Annotated in this window: 1 pseudogene and 1 other annotated feature; the pseudogene reads right to left on the reverse strand. The window is 59.9% G+C overall.

The features are described from left to right. Window positions 1-1,105: pseudogene (locus tag CNQ84_RS20225) on the reverse strand (IS3 family transposase); the annotation flags it as partial. Then, window positions 741-872, reverse strand: a sequence feature (AL1L pseudoknot). Its footprint overlaps the pseudogene before it by 132 nt.

Here is a 1,105-nt window from a genome sequence, read left to right on the forward strand (position 1 = left end):
CGCTGATGGTTGAACCAGGTCACCCACTTCAGCGTTTCCCACTCCAGACTGTCTACGCTTTTCCACGGCCCTCGCTTATGGATCAGTTCGGTCTTGTGGAGGCCGTTGATGGTCTCTGCCAGTGCGTTGTCGTAGCTGTCACCGGTATTGCCAACCGAGGGTTCGATGCCAGCTTCGCCCAGCCGCTCGCTGTAGCGAATCGACAGATATTGCGAGCCCCTATCGCTGTGATGAACCAGCCGGTGGGGCTCAGGCCGACGAGTGTGAAGCGCCTGTTCCAGAGCATCCAGAACAAACTCTGTGCGCATGTGTCGGCTGACACGCCAGCCTACGATAAACCGTGAGTAGACATCGACGATGAACGCCACATAAGCAAATCCCTGCCAGGTTGAAACGAATGTGAAATCGGCGACCCAGAGCTGATTGGGACGTTCGGCCGTGAACTGGCGCTTTACCAGATCCCTGGGATTGGCATTGTCAGGATCGGCTTGTGTGGTTTTCACCGTTTTGCCCCGCGTTACGCCGCAGAGCCCCATTTCACGCATCAACCGTTCCACTGTGCAGCGCGCAACCACCTGGTGTTCGCGATGCATCTGCCGCCAGACTTTCCTAGCCCCGTAGACCTCGTAGTTTTCCTGCCAGACACGGTGAATTTGTACAGCAAGTTCCTCGTCACGGATCGCTCGGGCGGAGCGTCGTGAGCGGTCACGTAGCCGTGCAGCATGGCGCCGGTAAGCCGATGGAGACACTTGCAACACGCGGCACAGTGGCTCGACTCCAAAGCTTTGCCGGTGCTTGTCGATCAGCTGCCAGATCACTTCAAACGGCGCAGGATGGCCTGCCCGTCGGGCTCCGCCTGGGCGAAAAAAGCGCTGGCGACCTTGAGGATTTCGTTGGCTCGCTTGAGCTCACGAACCTCGCGCTCCAGTTCCTTGACGCGGGCATCAGTGCCCGAGGCGGAGGGGGCCGCAGGCGCAGCCGCCTTCCGAATCCAACTGCTCAACGTCTGGGCGGTGCAGCCGATCTTGCTGGCCACGGCCTCAATGGCGGCCCACTGCGATGTGTGGGACTCCCGGACCTCATAAACCATACGGATGGCCCGGTC

The organism is Pseudomonas abyssi (assembly GCF_002307495.1).
Classification (GTDB): Bacteria; Pseudomonadota; Gammaproteobacteria; order Pseudomonadales; family Pseudomonadaceae; genus Halopseudomonas; species Halopseudomonas abyssi.